At 69.4% G+C, this 19,641-nt stretch carries 12 protein-coding genes and 1 pseudogene; 3 read left to right on the top strand and 10 right to left on the bottom strand.

Features of this window, described 5'->3' with window-relative positions; all coding sequences use genetic code 11:
- Nucleotides 1-36 precede the first annotated feature (36 nt).
- From VFV67_RS23770 to VFV67_RS23745, 6 genes are all read right to left on the bottom strand, one after another.
- Nucleotides 37-5,790, bottom strand: a complete 5,754-nt coding sequence (locus VFV67_RS23770) for a ThuA domain-containing protein (protein WP_326472835.1) — start codon at nt 5,788-5,790, stop codon at nt 37-39.
- A gap of 30 nt (nt 5,791-5,820) precedes the next feature.
- The gene (locus VFV67_RS23765) at nt 5,821-7,011 is read right to left on the bottom strand and encodes an ROK family transcriptional regulator (protein ID WP_326472834.1); all 1,191 of its coding nucleotides are present in this window, start codon (nt 7,009-7,011) and stop codon (nt 5,821-5,823) included.
- Nucleotides 7,012-7,296: 285 nt separating this feature from the next.
- Complete coding sequence (locus VFV67_RS23760) at nt 7,297-8,454, bottom strand: FAD-binding oxidoreductase (RefSeq protein ID WP_326472833.1); 1,158 nt, start codon at nt 8,452-8,454, stop codon at nt 7,297-7,299.
- Nucleotides 8,455-8,459: 5 nt separating this feature from the next.
- Nucleotides 8,460-8,819, bottom strand: coding sequence for a hypothetical protein (locus VFV67_RS23755; protein ID WP_326472832.1), 360 nt, complete (start codon nt 8,817-8,819; stop codon nt 8,460-8,462).
- 419 nt (nt 8,820-9,238) lie between these two features.
- Nucleotides 9,239-10,426, bottom strand: a complete 1,188-nt coding sequence (locus tag VFV67_RS23750; RefSeq protein WP_326472831.1) for a glycosyltransferase 87 family protein — start codon at nt 10,424-10,426, stop codon at nt 9,239-9,241.
- Between the two features lie 297 nt (nt 10,427-10,723).
- Complete coding sequence (locus tag VFV67_RS23745) at nt 10,724-11,572, bottom strand: alpha/beta hydrolase (protein ID WP_326472830.1); 849 nt, start codon at nt 11,570-11,572, stop codon at nt 10,724-10,726.
- A 44-nt stretch (nt 11,573-11,616) separates the two neighbouring features.
- On the opposite strand from VFV67_RS23745, the pseudogene VFV67_RS23740 reads away from it, so the two are divergent.
- A pseudogene (locus VFV67_RS23740) lies at nt 11,617-11,972 on the top strand (hypothetical protein); the annotation flags it as partial.
- Here the strand turns inward: VFV67_RS23740 and VFV67_RS23735 are convergent.
- From VFV67_RS23735 to VFV67_RS23720, 4 genes are all read right to left on the bottom strand, one after another.
- Nucleotides 11,969-12,970 carry a ParB/RepB/Spo0J family partition protein gene (locus VFV67_RS23735; RefSeq protein ID WP_326472829.1) on the bottom strand — a complete coding sequence of 334 codons (1,002 nt, stop codon included), beginning with the start codon at nt 12,968-12,970 and terminating at the stop codon, nt 11,969-11,971. The pseudogene VFV67_RS23740 and the gene VFV67_RS23735 sit on opposite strands and share 4 nt — an antisense overlap.
- 1,050 nt (nt 12,971-14,020) lie before the next feature.
- The gene (locus VFV67_RS23730) at nt 14,021-14,947 is read right to left on the bottom strand and encodes a sugar phosphate isomerase/epimerase (RefSeq protein ID WP_326472828.1); all 927 of its coding nucleotides are present in this window, start codon (nt 14,945-14,947) and stop codon (nt 14,021-14,023) included.
- Nucleotides 14,944-16,227: a tetratricopeptide repeat protein gene (locus VFV67_RS23725; protein ID WP_326472827.1), complete on the bottom strand. Its 1,284-nt coding sequence runs from the start codon at nt 16,225-16,227 to the stop codon at nt 14,944-14,946. The genes VFV67_RS23730 and VFV67_RS23725 overlap by 4 nt, the downstream gene beginning before the upstream one ends.
- Nucleotides 16,224-16,568, bottom strand: a complete 345-nt coding sequence (locus VFV67_RS23720) for a PadR family transcriptional regulator (protein WP_326472826.1) — start codon at nt 16,566-16,568, stop codon at nt 16,224-16,226. Before VFV67_RS23720 ends, VFV67_RS23725 begins: the two co-directional genes overlap by 4 nt.
- Before the next feature lie 404 nt (nt 16,569-16,972).
- Between VFV67_RS23720 and VFV67_RS23715 the strand changes: the two genes are divergently transcribed.
- Both VFV67_RS23715 and VFV67_RS23710 read left to right on the top strand, forming a co-directional pair.
- Nucleotides 16,973-18,346, top strand: coding sequence for a sigma 54-interacting transcriptional regulator (locus VFV67_RS23715; protein ID WP_326472825.1), 1,374 nt, complete (start codon nt 16,973-16,975; stop codon nt 18,344-18,346).
- Nucleotides 18,343-19,602, top strand: coding sequence for a hypothetical protein (locus tag VFV67_RS23710; RefSeq protein ID WP_326472824.1), 1,260 nt, complete (start codon nt 18,343-18,345; stop codon nt 19,600-19,602). The genes VFV67_RS23715 and VFV67_RS23710 overlap by 4 nt, the downstream gene beginning before the upstream one ends.
- The last annotated feature ends 39 nt before the right edge of the window (nt 19,603-19,641 follow it).

Here is a 19,641-nt window from a genome sequence, read left to right as displayed (position 1 = left end):
CCGTGGTTTCCTCCTGGTGCTTCGTCGGGGGTCGCGCTACCTGCGGAACCGGACCGCCTGGGGTGCCGGGCCGGAGAGCAGGGCGATCACGGCGTCGGTGTCGCGGGTCAGGACTTGGCGAACCTCGGCCAGCGGCACAAGGGCTGGGTCGGTGGCGAGGGTTCGGAACGTGCGCAGTTCCCGGATGGCCCTGGCATCGTTGCCGTTCGCCTCGGCCTTGCGCGCCTTGGACAACTGCGCCTGCAACGTGTTCGCGCTGGCCTGGGACAGCCATCCGGTCGCCCGGAACCGGTCGATCAGGTTGGCCATGTCCCGCATCGAGGTGGTGACGCCGAAGTTGACCGACTGCATGGTGCTGTTGCCGGCCCGGTCCACCGCGGTGACCTGCAGGGTGTGCGTCCCGAGGCCGAGTTCGAACAGCGCCTGCAGGGTGCCGGAGGCGTACGGGTTCCCGTCGAGCGACCCGGTCAGCGTCCGTACACCCGAGGTCGCGTCCACGGCCTGCCAACTGATCCGCAGATCCTGGCTGTCGCCGTAGATCTGACCGTTCGCGATGCCGGAGACCAGGACCGTCGGCGCGACGCCGTCGATCCTGATCGTGGCGGCCTTGTCGGTCTCCGCGTTCCCGGCGTTGTCGACCGAGCGGTACCGCACCGTGTGCGTGCCGTCGCCGGTGACATTGACCGGCTCGGTGTACGGGGTCCATGGTCCACCATCCACCGCGTACTCGGTGCGGGCCACCCCGGACGCACCGTCAATGGCCGACAGTGTCACCGGTACCGCGTGGTTGTTCCACCCGTCGTCGTTGGGCGGGGCGAACTGCGCGGTGGTCAGCGGCGCGGTCGTATCCACCCGGACCGTCAGGGTCCTGGTGTCCTCGATGTTGCCGGCCCGGTCCACCGACCGGTAGGTCACCGTTCGCGATCCGTCGCCGGTCACGGTGAACGGTTCGGCGTACGGCGTGACCGGCCCACCGTCCACTGTGTACTCGGTGTGGTCCACCCCGCTGCCCTGCCCGTCGGTCGCGGCCAGGGTCACCGTGACCGGGCGGGTGAACCAGCCGGCGGCACCCGGCTCGGCCGGGTCGGTCGACGCGGTGGTGACCGGCTTGGCGGTGTCCACCGGTTGGGCCCACGAGGCATGGAAGTAGTCGAACTTGACCGTCTTCGAGGCCGTCTGGTTGGTCCCGATGGTGAACAGGCCGACCTTGCCGTTGGACACCGCGGCGTTGGTCACCGCCTCGCCGATGTCGGTCCAGGTGGTGCCGTCCGCGGAGTAGAACCCGTTGAAGGTGTCACCCTGTTTGGTCAGGCGCAGATACCACACGCCCTGGGTGAGGTTGCCGGCATTGGGCTGCGGGTTCTGCACCGCGTCGCCGACCTCGCTGCGCAACTCGATTCGCCGCGACACCGCCGATCCGGCCGTGTTGTCGGTGACGTAGTCGAACTTCACGTAGTTCGCGTCGTCGACGTACACGAGCAGCCCGCCCTGCTGGTACTGCTCGTTGAGCGTGCTGGCGTCGATCTTCGTCTCCACCGTCCAGTCCCCGAGGGGCGGCGTCTGAAGGGTGAAGTTGGTCGGCGTGCCGTTGGGCGTGCCGAAGATGTCACCGGCGCCGGTGTCGATCTCCAGGTTGCCGCCGGTGACCCGCTCGTGCGCGGGGTCCGGCCGCACGATCGTGGTCCATCGGCAACCGTCCACACTGGATCCGTCGAACTCGTCGTTCGGTGACGGCGGCACGGCGGTCGGGTCCGGCACGATGCTGAACCAGTCGAACGCCGCGTCGATCACCGGTCGGGTTCCGGTTCCGGTCAACGACATCAGGCCGATCCGCGGGTTGGTGATTCCGGCGAGGCGCTTGTCGGTCTGCGGCATCTGGATCCAGGTCAACCCGTCCGCCGAGTACGACGCCAGCAGGTGTGTGCCGTCGCTGGCCAGCCGGACGTAGGCGGTGTCCGGGTAGGCCGAGCCGAGGTTGGGGGTGTTGGACTCCCCCACCTCGTTGGGCGCGCCGGCCTCCTCCCGGATGAACTGGAAGACGCGGGCGCCGGCGTCGGCCGTGCCGCGCGCCTCGAGCACCATCTTGGCGTAGTTGTCGTCGTCGCCGTAGAGCACCAGTCCGGCCTGCTGGTAGGCATCCCGCGCGACCAGCGACAGCTTCGCCGTGGCCTGCCAGGCACCGCTCGGCGCGGGCTGGACCACCATGTTCGGCACCGGGGTGTCGTTGCCGGTGCCGTAGATGTCGGCGTTGGCGGTCGGGACGTGCAGGCTTCCGCCGGAGACAGCCAGGTCCTGGTTCTCCCGGATGACCGTCCACCTGGCTCGGTCGAGTGCGCCGCCGAGGAAGTCGTCGGACCTGCCGGACAGGCACGCCGTCGGGGGGCTGTCCACGACGACCGGCACCATCTGGATCCGCGCCGCGCCTCGGCTGTCGGTCACCGTCACCGACGCCTGGTACGAGCCGGGCGCGGTATAGGTGTACGAAGCGTCCGGTGTGGACGGCCGGGGCGCGCCGGCGATGCCGAAGTCCCACTGGTAGGTGAGCGGCGTGTCGCCGTCGGGATCGGTTGCGGTGGCGTGGAAGTTGACGGTCAGCGGGACGGTGCCGCGGTTCGGGGTGGCCGTCGCGGTCACGTCCGGGCGCTGGTTGTCGGTCACGCCCCTGCCCAGGAAGTCGACCCAGTTGACGTTGAGCAGCCCGCCGTCGTTGGTGCTGCCGGCCGGCTTGCGGACCACGAAGTACAGCGGCCCGCTGGCACCCGGTGGGTTGGACAGCGGGAGCGACACGTCGGTGTAGGTCTGCCAGCCGCCGGTGTTGGCCACCGCGACGCTGCCGGCCAGGGTGCCGTCCGGCGCGCCCGTGCGCACCTCGATGGTGCCGCCCGTGGATGCCGACGCCGCCCGGAACCGGATCGTGTCGATGTTGGTCAGGCTGGCCGGGTCGAACGACCACCAGTCGCCGTCCTCGATGGAACCGATGTCCTGGAAGCCGCCCTGCGGATCGGACGCGGTTTCCGGGGTCACGCCGGGAGATCCGGTGCCGGTGCCGTCCGGAACCCGCCCGGTGGCGCTGAAGAACTCGGCCTGTTTGCGCTTGGGCTGCAGGATCACCTGGGCCCGGCCGGTCAGCGGCGCCGCGCCGCCCGCCCCGCCGTGGTCGGTGTAGCTCGCCTCGAGCACGGCGAACAGGTTGTCGCTGTCGCTGTGCCCGGACGACAAGGTGGTCTGGAGCACGCCGGTGCAGCCGTGTTCCTGGTCGAGCGGATGCCCGTGGGTGTCGTGGCCGAGGATGGACTGCAGCGTGACCTGACCGCAGTCGATCGTGCCGTCCTCCGGGTCGGTCACGGTGACGGCGAACCGCACCTGGTCGCCCCAGTCGAAGAATCCGCCGTTCGGCGGCGCGGTCAGGGTGACCGTCGGCATGGTGTTGCCGACCACGATCGGCACGCTGGCGGTGCCGGTCCTGCCGTCGGCGTCGGTCACCGTGAGGGTCGCGCTGACGTTGCCGTTGGCGGTGTAGGTGAACGTCGGGTTCGCCTCGGTCGAGTCGACCGTGCCGTTGCCGTCGAAGTCCCACGCGTAGGTGATCGGCGTGCCGTCCGGGTCCCGCGACCCGGCGCTGGAGAAGTGCACGGTCAGCGGGGCCGGGCCGTTGGTCCGATCCGCGGACGCTCGGGCCACCGGCGGCCGGTTGCCCTGCACGTAGTCGATCCGGTAGATCGCGGAGTCGGCGTTGTCCCCGCCGAAACCGGAGCCCCACTCGATCAGGTACAGGGCGCCGTCCGGACCGAACTTGAGGTCCATCGGCTTCTTGAACTCAAACGTGCTCAGGATCCGGTTGATGTCGACCAGTTGGCTGCCGTCCTCGTTCAGTTGGAAGGAGTACAGGTTGTTCTGGGTCCACTCGCCGAAGATCGCCTTGCCGTCCCAGTACGCCGGCCATTTGCGGTCGGATAACAGGTTCGGGTCGAACCGGTAGGTGGGTCCGGCCATCGGCGCGCCACCGCCGCCCAGTTCCGGGAACGCCGGGTCACCCGCGTAGTGGTAGTAGGCCGTGGCCGGGATCGCCGGCGGCAGATCGGTGAGCCCGGTGTTGTTCGGCGAGTTGTTCACCGGGTGCGCGCAGTCGAACGCCGCTCCAGAGGCGCCGGTGGCGAAGTCGTAGTCGACGTACGGCCGGTTGTCGGCCACACAGTACGGCCAACCGTAGAACCCCGCCTGGTTCAGGATGTCCCACTCGACGGTGTTCTCCGGGCCGCGGGTCGGGCTGGCGGTGGCGGCGTCCGGACCGTAGTTGGCGACCAACAGCTTGTGCGTGGCCGGGTCGAGGCCGATCCGGAACGGGTTGCGGTAACCCATCGCGTAGATCTCCGGCCGGGTCCGCGCGGTGCCGGGCGGGAACAAGTTCCCGGCCGGGATGGTGTAGGTGCCGTCGGACTCCGGGTGGATGCGCAACACCTTGCCGCGTAAGTCGTTGGTGTTCGCCGAGGACTTCTGGGCGTCCCAGGCGGAGCGGCCGGGCCGCTCGTCGATCGGGGTGTAGCCATCGGAGGCGAACGGGTTGGTGTTGTCGCCGTTGGCCAGCCACAGGTCGCCGGTGCCCTTGTCGAACACCAGGCCGCCGCCGTGGTGGCAGCACTGCTCCCGCTGCACCGGGATGTCCAGCACCACCTGCTCGCTGGCCAGGTCCAGCGTGTCGCCGTTGACGGTGAACCGCGACAGCCGGTCGACGGCCACCGCCGAGGGCGAGTAGTACAGATAGACCCAGTGGGTCGTGTCGAACCGCGGATCCAGTGCTATGCCGAGGAGTCCACTCTCGTTGGCGGTGAACACGTTGAGGTGGCCCGACGTCACCGTGCCACCGCCGTTCGGCCGGATCACCTTCACGTCGCCGAGCCGGTCGATGTAGAACACCCGGCCGTCGCCGGAGATGTCGAGCATCATCGGATTGGACGTGTTGTCGTCCAGGGTGACCTTGTCGAAGCTGGTGTCCAGGGAGGCGGCGCAGTCCGCCGGCACCACCCCGGCAGCGGTCTGGATGCCGCCAAGCAGCAGGTGCAGGAAGTTCGGTTCGGTGAAGCTCTCCCTGGTGTGGCCGAGTCCGGTGTACCAGGAGCGGCCGCCGTCGAAGTCGTGGCACCAGGTGATCGGATGGTCGAAGCCCATCGTGGCGCCGGAGTACGTGGTCTCGTCCATCGACGCCAGCACGTGCACGTTGCCGCGCGGGTCGGCCTGGTAGTCGTACCACTCGTCGGTGCGGGTCCACCGGGTCGGCAGGCCCTGCGTGGCCGGATGCGCCGGGTCCTCGACCTTGACCGTGGCCTGCTGGATCGCCGGGTGCTGCCTGAAGTAGGCGCCGACCAGTTCGCCATACCAGGGCCAGTCGTAGCCGCTGTCGGAGGCGGCGTGGATGCCGACGAACCCGCCACCCTGCTGGATGTAGCGCTGGAAGGCGTCCTTCTCGGCCTGTGTGCCGAGCGGGTCCCCGGTGGTGGACAGGAAGATCACCACGTCGTACCGCGCCAGGTTGGCGTCGGTGAAGAGCGTGTCGTCCTCCGTGGTGTCCACCGTGAAGTTGTGCTGCTGCCCCAGTTGCTGGATGGCGGCGATACCGTCCGGAATCGAGTCGTGCCGGAACCCGGTCGTCTTGGAGAAAACCAGCGCCCGGAACGGCGGATCGGTCACCGCCGTGGCCGCCGGCCGCGAGGCGACGCCGGCTGACAGTCCGAGGAGCGTGACGGCGAGAACAGACAATGCTCGTCTGCCGGCGGCCAGCGGCTTGCGAATCATCTGGAGTTCCCTTCTCACGACGCCATGCCCTCACCACTCCCCCGCGACGGCGACCACGGTGGGATCGTCGAGCAGCGTCTCGAACGCGACGTGGGCTCCACCGCGCGCCGCGGCGGTGAAGCCGAGCCGGGACAGCTCCACCCGGCAACCCCCGATGTCCAGCGCCAGGACGCGGGCCCGCAGCTCGCACATCACCGGACCCAGCAGATATGCGCCCAGACTGGCGAAATACCCGCCGAGCACCAGTGCCCGCGGGTTGAACACGTTGACCAGAACCGATGCGCCGAGGCCGAGCGCCGCGCCGACCCGGGACAGCGCGTCCAACGTGCGCGGCTCCCCCGCCTCGGCGCGCCGGCGGATCACCTCGAGCCGCTGATCCAGGTCCAGCGACGGATTCCGCACCACGTCATGCGCGTCGGCGGCCATCCGGAACAACCCGGCCAGACCGACCATGGTCTCCCAGCAGCCCCGCCGGCCGCAGCCGCAGACATGGCCGGCCGGGTCGAGCTGGATATGCCCCACCTCGCCGGAGAACCCCTCCGCGCCACGCAGCAGCCGGCCGCCCACGATCACACCGCCACCCACCCCGGTCGCCCCGGTGAGATACACCAGGTCGGAGGTGCCGGCGACACTGCCCATCGCGAACTCGCCCAACACGGACAGGTTGGCGTCGTTGTCCACCTTGATCGGAAACCCTGGGCGGGCACCCGTTCGCGCGGCAAGCCGGTCGACCACACCCGCCACGACACCGACCTGGTGCCAGTGCAGGTTGGGGGCGAACGCCACCACCCCCGCCTCGACGTCGACCAGCGCCGGAACGGCCAGAGTCATCCCGATCGGCACCACACCCAGCCGGGCGCATTCGTCGAGCGCCCGCACGGCCAGATCGGTAACCGCGTCGAGCACAACGTCGGCCGCAAGCGCCTGCACGTCGAGTGCGACCCGATGGGCAACCACGACGCTGTTGCGCAGGTCGAGCACCAGCACGCTCAGGTAGTCGACGTTGATCTCCACACCGATGCCGCCGATGCGCCGCCCGTCCAACTCAACGCTCTGCGCCGGCCGCCCGATCGCGCCGCCCCGTTCGACCTCGCCGTCCCGCGCCAGCCCGCGCTCGACCAGCTCCGAGACCAGGCTCGACACGGTGCCCTTGGTCAACCCGGTCTCCACCGCGATCCGGGCCCGCGAGCGCGGACCGGCGTCCCGCAGATGCCGCAACACCAAGGCGAGATTGCTCCGACGCACCGTCGCCTGATCGGCCGGTTGCCGACCAGTCGCGGACCACACCGAAGGCGAGAGGCTCACGACACCACCGTTGCCGTGGAAGTTTGTCCATTGAACAAACAAATTAGGGCCCAGGCCGCCGCACCGTCAAGGATCGCTCCCAACGGAGGTCGCCTGGAACCGTGCTTGGTGCGCGTCTGAGGCCGGGCATGATCACATTCTCGGCGTCACCGCCCGTCCGCTGGTTGAGAGCGAGCCGGGTTGCCGCATTGGCGGAAGCCCTCAGACCACGTTGGCCTCTGGCCGAGCGGCGCCTTCACCGAACCGTCCGGCACGCAACGGACCGATGTCCACGAATGGCTCGCGGCCGAGGTAGAGGTCTCTGACCACCTCGCCGACGGCGGGACCTTGCAGGAACCCGTGCCCGGAGAAGCCCGTGGCGTACAGGAAACGGGACGGCGACGTCGCCTCGCCGATCATCGCGTTGTGATCCGGGGTGACCTCGTACAGCCCGGCCCAGCCTCCGGTGATGCCGACGTCGAGCAGCGCGGGCGCCCGGCGCTGCATGGCGTGGTGCAGACGTGGGACCCAGTCGTCGGTCATCCTCGTGTCATAGCCCGGAGCAACGTCCGGATCGGACATGCCGACCAACAGTCCCCGGCCTTCCCGGTGAAAGTAGAAGCTGGTGTGGAAGTCGATCGTCATCGGCATCTCGGGAGGCAGCCCGGCAACCGGCTCGGTGACCACGATCTGTTGGCGAAGCGGCACGACCGGCAGGTCGACGCCCACCATGTCGCCGACCCGCGGTGACCACGCGCCCGCCGCGCAGATGACGGCCGGCGTTGTGATCCGTCCGGCCGAGGTGATCACGGCATCGATCCGGTCTCCGCGCGTCTCGATGTCGACCACCTCGCACCGGCGAAGGATCGTCACGCCGTGGCGGCGTGCGCCGATGGCGTATCCCTGCACGACGTCCTCCGGCGTACAGTGCCCGTCGTCCGGCGAGAACGCTGCCGCCCGCAGCCCGTCGATGCTGAGCAACGGGGACAGCCGGCGAGCCTCTCCGGGATCGATCATTCTGCTGGGTACGCCGAACCTGTTCTGCAGCCGCACATTCGCTTCGAACGTCGCCACCTGGTCCGATGTGGACAATAGGAACAGGTAACCCACGCGGTGCAGCCCGATGGCGAACCCAGGTTCCTCGGCGAAGCGGGAAAACGCCTCGAGGCTGCGGGCGCCGAGTTGGATGTTGAGCTCGTCGGAGAACTGGGCTCGGACGCCGCCCGCCGCCCGCGAGGTCGACCCGGCAGCCAGCGTGTCCCGTTCCACGAGCACGACATCGGGCACTCCGGCCCGGCCCAGATGGTAGGCGATGCTGGTGCCGATGATGCCGCCGCCGATGACGACCACCGCCGCGGATTCCGGCACAACCTGGCCCATCCCCGTCACCGTCCCGCGGTTCGCGCGGCAGCACTGACCAACCCGTCGCGCAGCGCCGCAACGACGGGGCCGGCGGCGGTGCCGGGATGGTCGACGACGACCGACTCGGCCCGCCGGAGGACGTCAAGGTCGACTTCGCGCCGATCAGGTTCGACCGAGCCGATGCTGATCACCGTGCACCCCTCGGTCAACCGGACTCCTCGTACCACCGGTGCACGGCTGAGGGTGCAGGTCGCGACGATCCGTATTCCGCGCACGGCCTCTTCCGGGGTGGCGCCCGAGCGCTGGGAGGCCATGGCCGGGGCCAGTTCCAGCAGCGACTCGACGTCCTGTGCGGACAGACTGAGCATCGGCAAACCGCTCATTCGAGCCTCCCACACCAGGTGTAGTCCCACTCGATCGTACTGTCGGCGGCCTGTTCGGAGGCCGACCGCGATGAGAGCGCACAGCGGTGCTACGAAACGGTTGGGTTCGCCACCGGCTTCGTGGATCGCTGCCGAACAGCCAGGAACGCGGTGCCGGCCGCGACGAACGCAAGGCCGCCGAGCGCCAGCGCGGTGAGTACGAAAGACCGAGTGGAATACTGCTGCGGGGCGAGCGGCCACGCAGGATCGCCATCCGGGCCGTCGACCCGGCCATCCTTCGAAAGTGAACGCGGGAGGAACTCGGTCCGTATATCACGGTGGCCGCGCTCGACCTGCCCGAACGCGGCGGCATCCCTGAGCGGTACACCGCGGACTCGGTTCCGCTTGCGATGCCCAGCCGCATGCGGCTCTCGCGGCTCCTACTCCCGAGCCACTGCGCGGCGGTCGGGGACGACCGCGTCGAACCGGTCGTCGTTCACGGCTGGCGGGCTGCCGCCGAACGCCTGGCTGCGGGCCGCGAGGACCAGCACCAGCACCGCGAAGTAGAGGTAGGCGTTGCCAAGCACCTGCTGGACGATGTTCCAGGAGTATTCGGCGTTTGCGGTATGCGGCCACCACCATTGGGGAGCCAGGGTGAATATCATCGCCCCCGCGGCGGCCAGCACCAGCGGAAACGGGGTCCGCATGCGGCACAGCGCGAGCAGAACGGGAACCGCCCAAACCCAGTGATGGGTCCAGGACACCGGCGAGACCACGAGTACCGCGAGGGCGTTGAGCCCGAGCGCGAGGTCGGGCCGGTCCGCCTCGAGTGCCCGGCGGATGGCGACGACGGCGAATCCGAGCACGATGGCGGCACCCAACAGCCAAATCAACGTTCGAAACGGCGGCTGCAGGCCGAACCGGGCGAGCACGGCCTGCAGTGACTGGTTCCCCGCGTAATGCACGGTGCCGATCCGGCCGGTGTTGTAGAGCGTCGTCGACCAATACCGCAGCGACTCCTCCTTGGCCAGCACGAAACCGGCCGCGGTGAGGACCAGGGATGTCCCCATTGCCACCACGACCGCCCGGCGGTCGCGCCGAAGCAGGAAGAACAGCGCGAAGCCGGCCGGCGTGAGTTTGACGGCCGCGGCCAGGCCGACCAGCCTGCCCCGAGGCCAGCGTGGCAGCAGGACCAGGCAGTCCAGTACCACCAGGCCCATCAGCAGCAGGTTGACCTGACCGTAGTTCAGTGTGGCCCGAACCGGTTCCAGGGCCACACAGACCGGAAGTGCTGTCGCCGCGGCGATCCACCACCGGGACGGGACACCGAGCCCGACCGCGATCACGATCACGACCATTACCAGTCCGGCCACGGCGAGCAGTGCGCCGCCGACCGGCACCGATACCAAGGTGAACGGCGTCAACAACACGGCCGCCACGGGTGGATAGGTGAACGGCAGCGCGATCCCCACCGACGTGACCGGCAAGGCGCCATAGAGCGATCCATTGTCGAGCCAGGTCTGCGCTCCCAGCCGATACACCTCGAGATCGACATACGGCCCCAGATACGACCAAAGATGGCCGACCGCCAAAACGTTGGCGACGGCCAGCCCGATGACGATCACCATTCGCCAGCGGACCCGAAGACGCGCGAACTCCGGTAACTCCACCCCAACCCCCAACTCGACGCCCCAGATAGGACCCCGTCACCTGTAAGACTCGTAGCTCCCCATTACCGTTGCGTCTGATCCGCAAGGCGCGCCGTCACGCGGGCTCGCCGGTCAGTACCAGGGAGACGTTACGCAGGTAGGCGGCATCGATCGCCAGGGTATCGGTTCGGCCGCCACAGCTGTGCACCCGGCAGGTAGTGGAACCGTTAATGGCCGCGCCCCCGATTACCGGCCAGGTCGACGCCCTCGCCGCCGTCACCCGGGGCCGAGGAAGGCGGTGACGGTGTCGACGAAGAGGTCCGCGTCGTCGATCCAGGGGATGTGACCGGTTCGGGGTTGGATCACCACGGTGGCGTCCGGGAACAGGGCGGCGAACTCCTGGAGCAGCCGCGGTGTGGGGGCCGGGTCGATGTCGCCGCCGAGCAGCAGCACCGGTGCGCCGACCCGGCGCAGTGCGGCGCGGGTGCCGACCGGGTCGCCGAAGGCGCCGTCCGCGCGGAACCCGGCCCGCGCCTCGGGCGAGACCTGCGCCTGTTCCGACTCGGCGAAGTGCCGGGCCGCGGCGGTCCACCGGAAGAAGAAGAACGGCGCGGAGGACACGCGGTTCGCCGGGGTTTCCTCGCCGGCTTCGCGGCGCATCATCGCGGCGTAGGCCTCGGGGTACCACGGCTGGTCCGCGCGGCTGTGCAGCACGGCGAGCCACTCGGCGTCGGTGAAGTCCAGACCGGTGGCCAGCCAGCCCGGCGCGACCAGGACCAGGCGCGCGACCCGGTCGGGGTGGCGGGCGGCGTAGAGCGTGACGACGTTGCCTCCGGCGGAGTGTCCGAGCAGGTCGAGGCGGTCCAGACCGAGGTGGACGCGAAGGGCCTCGACGTCGTCGACCAGGCGGATGGCCCGGTAGCTGTCCGCCTCGGCCGGCACGGCGGACTCGCCGGTGCCGCGGTGGTCCAGCAGGATCAGCTCCCGGTGGGCGGACAGGCCGCCCAGGTCCTCGAGGTAGGCCGACGCCCGGCCGGGGCCGCCGGGCACGCAGACCAGCGGCGGGCCGTCGCCCTTGCGGTGGTAGCACAGGACGGTGCCGTCGTAGGAGGCGAAGGTTGGCATCGGCCCATTCTTCCGCGCCTGGGCCGTCCAACACACTGGCCCCGGCACCGACGAAAGACGTCGCAGGGATGCGGGCCTTCGCTCCCGCAACGGCAATGGCCGTGATCGGGCTGCTACACCACCATGACGTCACGCTCGACGGCGCCCGGGTTGTGATGGTGGGCCGCTCCGCCGTTGTGGGAACACCGACCGCCCTGCTACTGATCAGGGAAACGCCACCGTGACCGTGTGCCACTCCCGGACAAGGGATCTGGCCGCGCACACTCGCGCCGCTGATGTCCTCACCGCGATCACCCCGGTACCGGGCGGTGTCGGTCCGGTCACCACCGCCCTGTTGCTGCACAACACCGTTCAGGCGGCCCGCAGTCTCCACGAGACGGGCGGGGACGCCCGTTCCTAGTCGCCGCGCGTGTCGGTCCACCTCGGCTCGTACCTGGTTTCGATCCGGTTGGCGAAGTCCAACCACGCCTTGGCACAGCGGCGGGCGGCGTCGACAACCTTTCCCGCACAGTGCGGCGGAACGGCGTCGACCAGCCAGGCCCACTGCCGCGGCCGAATCGTGAGGGCATCCAGCAAGCGCAGCAGCACCCGGCCCGACTCGCTGAAGCGCAGTGCGGGATCTCCACGAAGCGCGCTGATGATCGCGGTATCGCCCACGGTGTCCGCCCCGACATCATCGGGCGAATCGGGCGGCTCCCAGCGTCGGTTCACCGGCGCGTCGATCCGATGCTGCGTCGGCAAAACCGGATCCAGACCACGGTGCAGCCGGTCCCGCACGTCCCGCGCGGTTCCCGGGGAGATCCCCACCGCCCTGGCGATCTCACGCAGCGATGCGCCCGGTTGGGTCGACATCAGCTCGCCGGCCCGCTGGCGTCGATCTCCGACATCGACCGGGCGGACTCGGCCGTCCCGGCCGATCCGCATGGACAACTGGGAGTTCTCCCCACTTGAACGTCGCCGGATCGCCGCCACGGTCTTGTGGGACAGACCAGTGACCGACGCGATAGCCCGGTCCGACCACTCCTGGTGCGAATCCAGAATGCGCACCGCGGCGGCCGTGCGATCGGCGAGCGACAACGGCAGCCCATGCCGTTCCACGTTCATCCGGACCGCCAGCACAAAGGCGTCCTCGCTCGTGCCGTCGAAGAACCGAACCTCGATCCGCTTCTCGCCGCGAAGTCCTGCCGCCCGCAACCTGTGCATACCATCAACCACCCGCATCGATGCACGATGCACGACGATCGGCGGAAGTTCCGCATCGGACGCCGCCAGAGTGCGACAGTGCTCGGCATTCTCGCCCGCTAGTCGCGGGGAATCGCCAGGCAACAGGTCGCCGAGCGGAACCAGCTCATCACTGCCTTCAGAAACGTCCCGATGTCCGGCGATACCGTCACTCACCGGGCCCCTCGGGCTTCGCCCCCGGTAACCATCACCAACCATTACGATCACCGGCAACTCCGCGGTCGCCATACCCCAATAGCCGTACCAGAACCTTCAGCAGAATGTGTCAGGACCTCTCGTCGGTTCCTCCCTCGAATCCCGGCCACGTACACGGTCTGCCAAGGAAACACCGGACCCGTATTGATCGCAATGCCGTGTACCGCCACGCGGAACACGAATTTTTGATGCAAGCAGCGCCCGGCACTCCCGTGCCTGATGGCGTCGTACAGACCGGGTCAAGCTGTGACGCTGCGTCAGTGGCCGGACAAGCCGCTGACTCGCTGCCGACCGGCTTCGCCGGTGTCAACCACCCTGACGAGACCAACGCTCGCACCGGGCCGTCGCCGAACAGCCTGATCCATCAGATCGCGGCCCAGGACCACGGCCACACCCCTCCGCCGGCAGCCAAGGAACCTCCCGCCGGACGCGGTCACCGAGCAGCTGTCGGAGCCAGGAGACCGTGCTCGTCGGCCGTGGTCGTGAGCTCGCCGTCCTGGCCGAGCTCGGCAAGGGACGAACGTGGTGACCATCGCGTCATTCTGCCGGACGACCGATCGGCCCGGCGTGGTCTTTCCGTTGAAGTCGAGTGTGAAGCCGTTGCGGGCTGTACCGGCGCGGAGGATCGGAAGGGGAAGCGGGGCTTTGACCGCACCGGAACAACTGACCAACCGCACACCGGTCAGGTATGGGTAACAGGCTTCGTGGACCTCGGTGGGTGAACAATCCGATAAGACCGGCCGCCGCCTTTGGCCGCTACATTCGGTGGCGAGGACGGATACGAGATCACCTCCGAGCTCGAGCTGGACGCGATCGGCTGACGGCTACCGCCGTGACCCGGTGCGCCAACCGGGGACAGCGGCGGACCCACCGCCGACCGTCCTCCGGGTTCACGCAACCGCACCGCTTGTACAACCATTCCGGCAGACCTACAACACGCTGCCCCGCGCCGACGCCAGTACCTACCTCGCCCGGCCCACCGACAGCTCTTCAGCCATGGGCTGTCTCCGGTTAGTCGCCGAGGAGTGGACGGAGCGTGCGGTGGGCGATTGCCAACCCCTGCTTCGTTTTCGACTGGGTGCCGCCCCAGATCGGGTCTTCGTGCTCAACCGCGATCGCACCGTCGTACCCGGCGCTGTAAAGGATGTCGATGAGACGGTTCCAATCAAGCATGCCTCGGCCGGGGACGCGGTAACGCCACCACCCGACGTCGGTGGGCGAGGCGCGCCCCACCGTTTTGCCGAACACGCCGTAGCGGGTGCGGGCTCGTTCGTCGATCTCGACATCCTTGGCTTGTACGTGCGCGACGATGCCCCGGTTCAGGGCGTGGTGGAGCGCCTCGATCGGGTCGATGCCCAGCCACGGCAGGTGTGAGGGGTCGTAGGTCAGGAAGAAGCCGAGGTCGGTCATCCAGTCCCACAGTTCGGGTGAGTAGGCGAGGTTGCCGGGATAGCCGTCGGGGTGCCACCCTTCCATCGGGCAGTTCTCCGCCAACAGGCGCACTCCGCGCTCGGCGGCATACTCCACCAGTGGGCGCAGCTGGCGCTCGGCCAGTTTGAGGTTGTCTGCAACGGACCGGGTGATGTCCCGGCCGATGAAGGTGTCGACGAAGGGGATGTCCAGGGCGGCCGCGGCGTCGACGCAGCGGCGCAGGTGCTGATGGATGCGCTCGCGTTGGTCGTCGTCGAAATGCAGGTTGTTGTCGCAGTAGGTCACCGCAGTGGCGGTAAGCCCGTGCTCGCCCAGCGTTTGCCGAACACGGTGAGCGTCGTCAATGGAAAAGTGTTCGACGTCCAGGTGGGCGGCATGGTGAATGTGCGTGCTGCCGGTGGGCCACGCGGCGATCTCCAAGGCTTGGTAACCGGCCCCGGACGCCCAGGCGGCGACCTCCTCCAGAGACAGCCAGGGCAGGCAGGCCGTCAGCAGACCGAGTTTCATGACTTCTCCGTAGGTCCGGCGAACGAGTCGAGCCAGTGCCGGGTGTCGCGCGTGCTGGGATGGTTGGAGCCGAGTTCCTTGGTCTGCGAGCACAGGATGCGTCCAAGTCCGCGGACGGTCGTGCGGCGGATGCGCATGTGCGGGTGCATCAGCGCGCGGGCCACGGCCAGGTACTTGCGGGTCTCCAACGTGTCAGGGTGGTTCCGGCCTAGGACACGCCCGCGATCGCGTAGCAGTGGCCGCAGGATTGCGTAGGCGCGCGCGCCGTCTTCGAAGAGGACGTACATCTTCCCCTTGGAGTGCCGTGCGTCCAGGGTGTCGGGGTGCTCCGGGCCAAACCGGTGCGACCGCTCGGCGATGACCTCGTCGTAGCCATCCGCTGCCTCCGCCAGCCGTCCCCGGCATCCGAGCGTCCAGGAGAGCATGCACCGGACATGCAGTCGTAGCGCCGGATCGGGACTCGGTAGGCGTGCGAAACTCGCGTCGAGGGCGCGGAATCCGGCTTCGGCCTCGGAAACACGGCCCGCGTGCACCGCCGCCCAGTGCAGCAGCCGGAGGGTCGGAAACGTGCCAGGGTGGTGCTGGCCGAAGACGCGTGTCTCGGCCGCGTTCAATGCTTTCAGCAGGCTCATGGCCAGCTCGTCACGGCCAAGCTGGAGCTGCGCGTACGCAGCGGCGCGGCGAACACCGAGGACGGCCGGGTGGTCCGCGTCCAGCCAACCGGTCAATCGAGTGGCGGCTCGCGCCAGACTTTCTGCGGCGCGCTCGTTCCGGTCCTCGATGTGTGCCTCGCAGGCGGCAGCAGTGACGAGAAGGAGCCGTGCTGCCCAGTCAGGATCGGGTGGTGCGGCATGGACACGCAGCACCTCGCAGAGCCGGGTGGTCACTGCTGCGAGTTCCTTGCGCCGAGTTCGCGGCAACGCACGCAAGTCGGTGAAACCGGGCCACGATGGGGAACAGACCTCCAACTCGCGCGCCATGCGTTCGCCGCCGCGCCGCAGCCACACGGACAGGGCGAAGTTCGTGCCCCGGCACAGCCGCGTGATGGGGCCAACCCGGCTGTCCCCCATCAAATAGCACAGTTCGGGCAACCATTCCTCGTCGTGGATCTCGAACCGCAACTCCGGCGGTAGCCGCCGGGCGGCCAATCTCAAGATCACGAACGGCAACCTGTTGACCCGTGCCCGGAGTTCTTCGCTGACCAGTGCACTCAATGCGAGATAGACAAACGCCCCGAGGACCGCGAGAAGGGGCCAGATCAGGGCGGTGGCCGTGTTCACGGCAGTCCTCCCTCCGTGCGTAGTACGCGCGGCTGTTCGGCAAGCATCGGTGGGCGAAGCTCCGCACTGAGCGTGGTCAGCTCCTCCCGAGCGGCACGTGTCCCTTCCGGGCTGAGCCGGTACAGGCGGCGGGCCGGGCGACCGGCCATGGATGGGTCGATGTCCTCCCGCTCCCTGACGAGCCAGCCGACGGCTTGCAGCTTGGCCAGGATGGGATACAACTTCCCGCTGGGAAAACCGGTCACCCGCATGAGCTCGTAGCCGTACCGGGGCTGAGCAGGATCTTCCAGAAAGGCTCGAAGCACTTTCGCCACCGCGACGGTAATCCGGACGACAGCCATAGTAAGAGTTTTACATAGGTCCAGTTATGATCACTATCCGGCCATTCCGACGCACTTTCTAGGCCGAACAGCGGAGGCTCGCCACCATGATCCCGCTGCCGGCGCCCTGAAGTGTCATCCTTTTGACCAGGGTCCGGAAAGCGATAGCCGGTGCGACAACGTCGCCGATCCGGGGCGCCGGCGGCGACGCACGTCGGTCGGGGGGTGGGCTCGCGCGGCACAATTTGCGTCCGTTCGGCGGGCTTCCGCGCGGGAACGCGGCCGGAACGTACGAAGCTGGCATTTTCTCCGGCCGGGCGGTGGTGCCCGAATTACCCCGCCTAATACAACCAGCAGATGCACCGATACAAACGCTGAGGCCCTGTCTGCGGGGGAGATACGGGTCGCTCTCGGGGGAGGGCGCGATGCGACAACGCGCGGTCTCGGTGTGGCTGTGTGCGCCGAACGAGCCCGGGTTCGGGCGGCGGGCGACCGGGCTGCTGACCGATGCCGGCGTCGAAGTGGGGACGAGTCCGGGGGGTGGCATGCCCGGGGTATTGATCGTCCGGTGGGCCGGGGAATGCCTTGACCTGGTCGCGAAGCTGTCGGCGGGGCGGCAGCTCGTGGTGGTCGTGGTCGGCCCGATGGACCTCGATCCGTGGGAACTCCTGGATGCCGGCGCGGCCGATGTACTCGCGTGGGGTGACGACGGCATCGAGGCGATGCGCTCGGTGGCGGCCAGGGTGTACCGGTGGCACGAGGTCGACCGGCTGGCCACCACGGAACCGGTGAGCAGCCGCGTGATCGGGCACAGCTCGGCATGGCTGACGGCGCTGCGCTGGCTGGTGGAGATCGCCCGCTTCTCCGACGCGTCGGTGCTGCTCACCGGGGAAAGCGGGACCGGAAAGGAACTCGCCGCGCGGCTGGTGCACGGGCTGGACACCAAGCGAAACAAGGGAAAGTTCGTCGTCGTCGACTGCACGACGATCGTCGAGACGCTGTCCGGGCCGGAGCTGTTCGGACACGAGCGGGGCGCGTTCACCGGGGCCGACACCGCCCGGCGCGGCGCGTTCGCCGAGGCGGACGGCGGAGTGCTGTTCCTCGACGAGATCGGTGAGCTGCCACCCCGGCTGCAACCGGAGCTGCTCCGGGTGCTGCAGGAGAAGTCGTTCAAGGCGCTCGGTTCGCAACGCTGGCAGCGGACCGACTTCCGGCTGGTCTGCGCCACCAACCGGAACCTGGTCACGCTGGAGCGGTCCGGCGCGTTCCGCCGCGACCTGCTGTACCGGCTCTCGGCGGCGACCGTCCAGCTGCCCTCGCTCGCCGAGCGGGTGGCCGACATCCCCTTGCTGGCCCGGCACTTTCTCAGCCAGCTCGTCGGGGCGGAGGCGCCCGACTTCGACCCCGCGGTCGAACGCCTGCTGCTGACCAGGAGCTATCCCGGCAACGTCCGCGAACTGCGTCAGCTGGTCACCCAGATCGCCATCCGGCACGTCGGCGGCCCGCTGATCACAGTGGGTACGGTGCCGGACGGCGCGCGGCACCCCGAGCCGCGCAGCCCGACGCGAAGCTCGGCGCGGCTGGCCGATTCCGTGCGGGACGCCCTGCACGACGGGCTCGACCTGAGGGCGCTGAAGGCCACCGTCGCCGATCTCGCGGTGTCCATCGCGGTGGCCGAGGCCGGCGGCAACCTCGTCCAGGCCGCCAAGCGCCTCGGCGTGACCGCCCGGGCGCTGCAGTTGCGCCGGGCGACCGCCGAGGTCAGCGACGGCGCGGCGGAGTCCGCGGTTGCCGGGTGATCACCGGCCCGAGTGTCCAGGCAGCGCCGCGCGCTGAACTGCGCACCCGGGTCAGCGTCTCGACGATGGTGTCCGCCACGCTGCTGGCGATGCCCGCAGGCGACCTGCGGGACGCGGTGCTGGCCGAGGCCGACCGCAACCCCGCGCTCGTGGTCCGGCAGCGGCCGGTGTGCCCGCGATGCGGTCGCGGACTCGCGGCGGGCGCGTGCCCGCGGTGCGGATCGGCCGCCCGCGGCGGAGACGTCGAGCCCGCCGCGACCGTCTCGGCCTGGCATGCGCTGCACCGCGACGCGCGGCTGGCCGCACCGCGGGCACTGGCCGGGGCGGTGGCGACCGTGCTGGCGGCGCTGGACGAGCGCGGCCTGCTCACCGCCGCGGCCCGCCGGGATGTGCTGCGCCACGGGGTCGGCCCGGCCCAACTCGACGCCGTCATCGAGGTGCTGCGCGCCGTCGGTCCGCCGGGTGTCGCCGCGGCCACCCCGGCGGAGAGCCTGCTCGTCCAACTCGGGGCCGCACCGTTGCGCCCGGCCGAGCGCGCACTGGCCCGCCGCCTGCTGACCGTGCACGCCGGCTGGCTCGAGGCGGGCGAGCTCGCCAGAATCGCGGCCGCCGAGGACTGTTCCCCTGAGGTGGTGCGAACGTTGCTCACCCGCCTCGGCCGGCTGTTGCGCCCCTACCCCGGGCTCGGCGACGGGCCGTCCCGGCCGGCGCCGCGCCCGCCGGACCTGATCTTCGAGGTGGCCGGCGGCCGGGTCCGCGCGCTGGTCACCGAGTCCGAGGGGCTCGCCCTGGACGTCGATCCCGGCTATCTCGCCGCCGCCGGGAGGTTGGCCTCGGTCCGCGACGGGATGCGGGACGCGCGCACCGTGATCAGCCGGGTCCAGCGCCGCTGGTCCATGCTGCAGCGACTCGGCGACCTGCTCGGCGAGCACCACGCGCCTGCGCTGCTCGCCGGCTCGACGGCGTTTGCCCCGCTGACCCAGACCAAGGCCGCACAACGGTTGCGGGTGCACGAGTCGACGATCAGCCGGGCCGTGGCACACCGGCACGCCCGGCTGGTCAGCGGCCAGCTCATCGCCCTGCGCAGGATGTTCGGGACCAACCACGACGCCCGCGCGGCGGTCGCCGAGCTGTGCTCCACCGTCCCTCGACCGCCGGACCGGAGGGTGGTGGAACTGCTGGCGGCGCGCGGGATCGTGCTGAGCCGCCGGGCGGTCGCCAAGTACCGGCTCGAGCTCGGCCTGCCGGCCCGCTGAGCGCGAACCCACCTTCGCCACGAACGAACCGGTCTTCGC

Source organism: Actinophytocola sp. (assembly GCF_035762905.1).
Classification (GTDB): Bacteria; Actinomycetota; Actinomycetes; order Mycobacteriales; family Pseudonocardiaceae; genus DASYTH01.
Note: the sequence above shows the minus strand (reverse complement) of the source record. Positions and strands in the feature narration are given on the sequence as shown.

Bases quoted from the DNA above. Each gene is read 5' to 3' on its own strand.
- VFV67_RS23770 (WP_326472835.1), bottom strand. From the start codon at position 5,790: ATGATTCGCAAGCCGCTGGCCGCCGGCAGACGAGCATTGTCTGTTCTC.
- VFV67_RS23760 (WP_326472833.1), bottom strand. From the start codon at position 8,454: ATGGGCCAGGTTGTGCCGGAATCCGCGGCGGTGGTCGTCATCGGCGGC.
- VFV67_RS23755 (WP_326472832.1), bottom strand. From the start codon at position 8,819: ATGAGCGGTTTGCCGATGCTCAGTCTGTCCGCACAGGACGTCGAGTCG.
- VFV67_RS23750 (WP_326472831.1), bottom strand. From the start codon at position 10,426: ATGGTGATCGTCATCGGGCTGGCCGTCGCCAACGTTTTGGCGGTCGGC.
- VFV67_RS23745 (WP_326472830.1), bottom strand. From the start codon at position 11,572: ATGCCAACCTTCGCCTCCTACGACGGCACCGTCCTGTGCTACCACCGC.
- VFV67_RS23730 (WP_326472828.1), bottom strand. From the start codon at position 14,947: ATGAAACTCGGTCTGCTGACGGCCTGCCTGCCCTGGCTGTCTCTGGAG.
- VFV67_RS23720 (WP_326472826.1), bottom strand. From the start codon at position 16,568: ATGGCTGTCGTCCGGATTACCGTCGCGGTGGCGAAAGTGCTTCGAGCC.
- VFV67_RS23715 (WP_326472825.1), top strand. From the start codon at position 16,973: ATGCGACAACGCGCGGTCTCGGTGTGGCTGTGTGCGCCGAACGAGCCC.